Raw genomic sequence first — 3,585 nt, 5'->3', positions numbered from 1 at the left:
CGGGTCGTCTTCACCACCCGCGCGACCGCGTCCTCGTCCGCCTCCGGGTTGCCGAGCAGGAGATTGTCGCGCAACGACCCCGACAGCACCGGCGCGTCCTGTTCGACGTACCCGATGGCCGAGCGCAGCAGCGGCAGTTCCCACTCGTCGAGCGGGCGGCCGTCCACGGTGATCGTGCCGGACTCCGGGTCGTAGAACCGCTCGATCAGCGAGAACACGGTGGTCTTGCCCGCGCCGGACGGCCCGACGAACGCCGTCATGCCCCGCGCCGGAACGTCGAAGCTCACCCCGTGGTGGACGTACGGCAGGTCGTCGGCGTAGCGGAACCGCACGTCGGTGAAGGCGACGGAGGCCGGTTCGGCGTCGGCGGACGGCAACCCGGCGGGCGCGGACGGTGGTTCGGCGGGCATCCGCAGCGCCTCCTGGATCCGGGCGAGCGCGCCGGCGCCGGTCTGGTACTGGGTGATCGCCCCGACGACCTGCTGGATCGGCTGCATCAGGTAGAAGACGTAGAGCAGGAACGCCACCAGCGTGCCCACGCCGATCGCGCCGGTCGCCACCCGTGCCCCGCCCACCGCCAGCACCGTGATGAACGCCAGCTGCATCGCGAGCCCCGCCGTGTTGCCCGCGGCCGCCGACCACTTGGCGGCCCGCACGCTCTGCCGCCAGGACTCCTCGGCCGCCGCGTGCAGGGCCTGCTCCTCCCGGTGCTCGGCGCCCGACGCCTTCACCGTGCGCAGCGCGCCCAGCACCCGCTCCAGCGAGGCCCCCATCACCCCCACCGCGTCCTGCGCCCGGCGGCTGGCCCGGTTGATCCGCGGCACGATCGTGCCCAGTACGGTGCCCGCGGCGGCGATCACCACGAGGGTGACGGCCAGCAGCACGGGATCGACCACCCCCATCATCACCACGGTGGCGACCAGGGTGAGCCCGCCCGTGCCCAGCGCCACCAGCGAGTCCGTGGTCACCTCGCGCAGCAGGGTGGTGTCCGAGGTGATCCGCGCCATCAGGTCACCGGGTTCGGTGCGGTCCACGGCGGTGATCCGCAGCCGCAGCAGATACGACGACAGGGTGCGCCGCGCGCCCAGCACCACCGACTCGGCGGTGCGCCTGAGCACGTACGAACCCAGCGCGCCCACCGCGGCGTTGCCCACCACCAGGGCCGCCATCGCCAGCAACTTCCCGGTGATGGAACGGTCGTGCGAGAGGTCGTCGATCAGCCCGCGCGCCACCAGCGGCAGCAGCAGCCCGGTCGCGCCCGTGACCAGCGAGAGCAGCGCCCCCGCCAACAGGGCCCAGCGGTGCGGCCGTACATAGGACAGGAGCAGCCGGAACACGGACGGGCCGCTCCGGTCGCTCGGCGGAACTGCTGCTGCGGCGGTCACGGTGCTCCTCGTCCGGGCGGTGGGCGGCGCCCCCAGGCTACGACGGGCGCCGCCGGTTCCGGCGCCGTGTCAGCCGCGGGCGGAACCCAGCACCGCGAGGGTCGCCTCGAGGTCGGTCGCGCGCGGCCGGTTGTGCGGGAGCCGCGCCAGCAGCGCGGCCATGCCGCAGGTGTCGGTGAGCGCGGAGAACACCAGGCCGCCCGCCACGCCGGCCGACAGCAGCAGCCAAGCGGGGTGCACCCGACCGAGGCCCAGCCCGGCGAGGACGGCCGCCCCGGCCGTGAGGCGGACCTGGCGCTCCATGGCCCACGGTGTGCGGGAACGCCCGCGTTCCGGCCGGTGCAGTTCATGGCCGTGCTCGGCCCAGCCGCGGGTGCCGCCGGTGAGGACGGCCGCCGTGACGCCGTGCTCGGCGAGGTCGGCCCGGGCCTGCTCGGCGCGGGCGCCGGAGGCGCAGACGAGGAGGAGTCCGCCGTCGACGGCACGGAGGGCTGGCAGCGCCCGGCGCAGGGCGCCCAGCGGGATGTTGTGGGCGCCGGGGAGATGACCGGAGGCGTACTCGCCCGGGGTGCGGACGTCGACGACGGTCAGCTCCTGGAGGCGGGTGCGGGCGCGGTCCGGGTCGATACCGGGGGGAGTGGTGTTCATGGTGATGCGATCCTTCCTGGGGACGGTGGACGAGGGGCGGCCCGGAGGGCGCGGTAAAATACCCCTACGGGTATGGGAGGAGTGGTTGTGGAGCTTCAGTTCGAGGCCGATGAGCTCAAGTCGGTGCTGAACCGGCTGCGCCGGGCGCAGGGGCAGATCTCCGGAGTGATCAAGATGATCGAGGAGGGCCGCGACTGCGAGGACGTGGTCACCCAGCTGGCCGCCGCCTCGCGTGCCCTGGACCGGGCGGGCTTCGCGATCATCGCGACCGGACTCCAGCAGTGCCTCGTCGACCCCGCCCGCGGCGGCGCGGACAGCGGGACGACCGAGCAGATGAAGGCACGACTGGAGAAGCTGTTCCTCTCCCTCGCCTAGCCGGTGGCCGCCGTCAGAACACCGCGTCGGCCAGCATGAACACGGCCACCGCGAGCAGCGCGTGGGCGAACAGCCGCTGGAGCGTGCCCGCGGACAGCCGGGCCGCGAGCCTTCTGCCGTCCCAGGCGCCGAGGACCGCGGCCCCGGCGAACGGGCCCACCGCCGACCAGTCGACGTCCGCCGCCGAACCGGTGCGCGCGGCCAGCGCGGTGAGCGAATTGATCGTGATGACGAGCAGGCTGGTGCCGACCGCCGCGCGCATCCGCAGGCCCACGACGTTCACCAGGGACGGTACTGCGAGGAAGCCGCCGCCCACACCGAGCACCCCGGTCACCGCCCCGAGCCCGGCCCCCGCTGCGGCCACCCGGGAGGCGCGCCCCGGCGCGGGGGCGGGGGAGCGTGGGCCGGCCGGCCGCAGCATGCGCAGCGCCGCCACCGCGGCCAGCACGGCGAACGCCCCGTTCAGCAGCGCGGCCGGGAGATGCCTCGACACCAGCCCGCCGACTGCCGCCGGCCCGATGCCGGCCGCCGCGAACAGCGCGCCCGCCCGCCAGCGCACCGTGCCCTCGCGGGCGTGCGCGACGAGCGCGGTCGCCGAGGTGACCGTGACGACGACCAGGCTCGCGGCCCCGGCCGCGGCCGGGGTGAAGCCGAGCAGGTAGATGAGCGCGGGTACGGCCAGTACGCTGCCGCCGCCGCCCAGGGCCCCGAGCGCCACCCCGGTGAGGGCACCGGCGCCGAGGGCGAGCAGCAGCGCGCTCATCCGGTCGGGCCCGCGGGACGCACCGGGAGTCCCGCCGCGCGCCAGGCGGTCATCCCGCCCACGACGTCCACCGCGTCCAGGCCCCGGGCCGTCAGCAGCGCCACGGCCTCCCGCGAGCGCCTGCCGGAGCGACACACCACCACGAGCGACCGCCCCCAGGCCTCGGCCGACAGCCCGGCGGCCCCGGCCGGTACCCCCGCCCCGGCCGTCAGTTCGGACAGCGGGGTGTGCAGGGCCTGCGGAGCGTGGCCGGCCGCCCATTCGTCGGCCTCCCGGACGTCCAGCAGGACGGCACCCTCGGCTACCCGCTCCCAGGCCTCTGCCGGGGTGAGCCGGGCCATCGGCAGCCCGGCCGCGCGGGCCGCCGGGAAGGCGTCGTCGACGGCGACCACGTCCCGCCCGGCCGCGTCGAGC

The 3,585-nt window shown here is 75.6% G+C and carries 5 protein-coding genes; 1 reads left to right on the top strand and 4 read right to left on the bottom strand.

What is annotated here, in order from left to right; genetic code table 11:
* Both ABZ646_RS42985 and ABZ646_RS42980 read right to left on the bottom strand, forming a co-directional pair.
* A partial coding sequence (locus tag ABZ646_RS42985) for an ABC transporter ATP-binding protein (RefSeq protein ID WP_360532179.1) occupies positions 1-1,385 on the bottom strand: 1,385 nt, incomplete at its 3' end.
* Positions 1,386-1,454: 69 nt separating this feature from the next.
* A complete protein-coding gene (locus tag ABZ646_RS42980) occupies positions 1,455-2,033 on the bottom strand; it encodes a rhodanese-like domain-containing protein (RefSeq protein WP_360532176.1) in 579 nt (192 codons plus the stop codon).
* Positions 2,034-2,105: 72 nt separating this feature from the next.
* Between ABZ646_RS42980 and ABZ646_RS42975 the strand changes: the two genes are divergently transcribed.
* Positions 2,106-2,408 (top strand): metal-sensitive transcriptional regulator, encoded by a 303-nt coding sequence (locus tag ABZ646_RS42975; RefSeq protein WP_360532173.1) that lies wholly within the window; start codon positions 2,106-2,108, stop codon positions 2,406-2,408.
* A 13-nt stretch (positions 2,409-2,421) separates the two neighbouring features.
* Here ABZ646_RS42975 and ABZ646_RS42970 read toward each other — a convergent pair whose 3' ends face one another.
* Together ABZ646_RS42970 and ABZ646_RS42965 are read right to left on the bottom strand one after the other, a co-directional pair.
* A complete protein-coding gene (locus ABZ646_RS42970) occupies positions 2,422-3,171 on the bottom strand; it encodes a sulfite exporter TauE/SafE family protein (protein WP_360532170.1) in 750 nt (249 codons plus the stop codon).
* Positions 3,168-3,585 (bottom strand): rhodanese-like domain-containing protein (locus tag ABZ646_RS42965; protein ID WP_360532167.1); only part of this gene is annotated, 418 nt, incomplete at its 5' end. The genes ABZ646_RS42965 and ABZ646_RS42970, both read right to left, overlap by 4 nt.

This window comes from Streptomyces sp. NPDC007162 (assembly GCF_040634175.1).
Taxonomy (GTDB): domain Bacteria; phylum Actinomycetota; class Actinomycetes; order Streptomycetales; family Streptomycetaceae; genus Streptomyces.
Note: the sequence above shows the minus strand (reverse complement) of the source record. Positions and strands in the feature narration are given on the sequence as shown.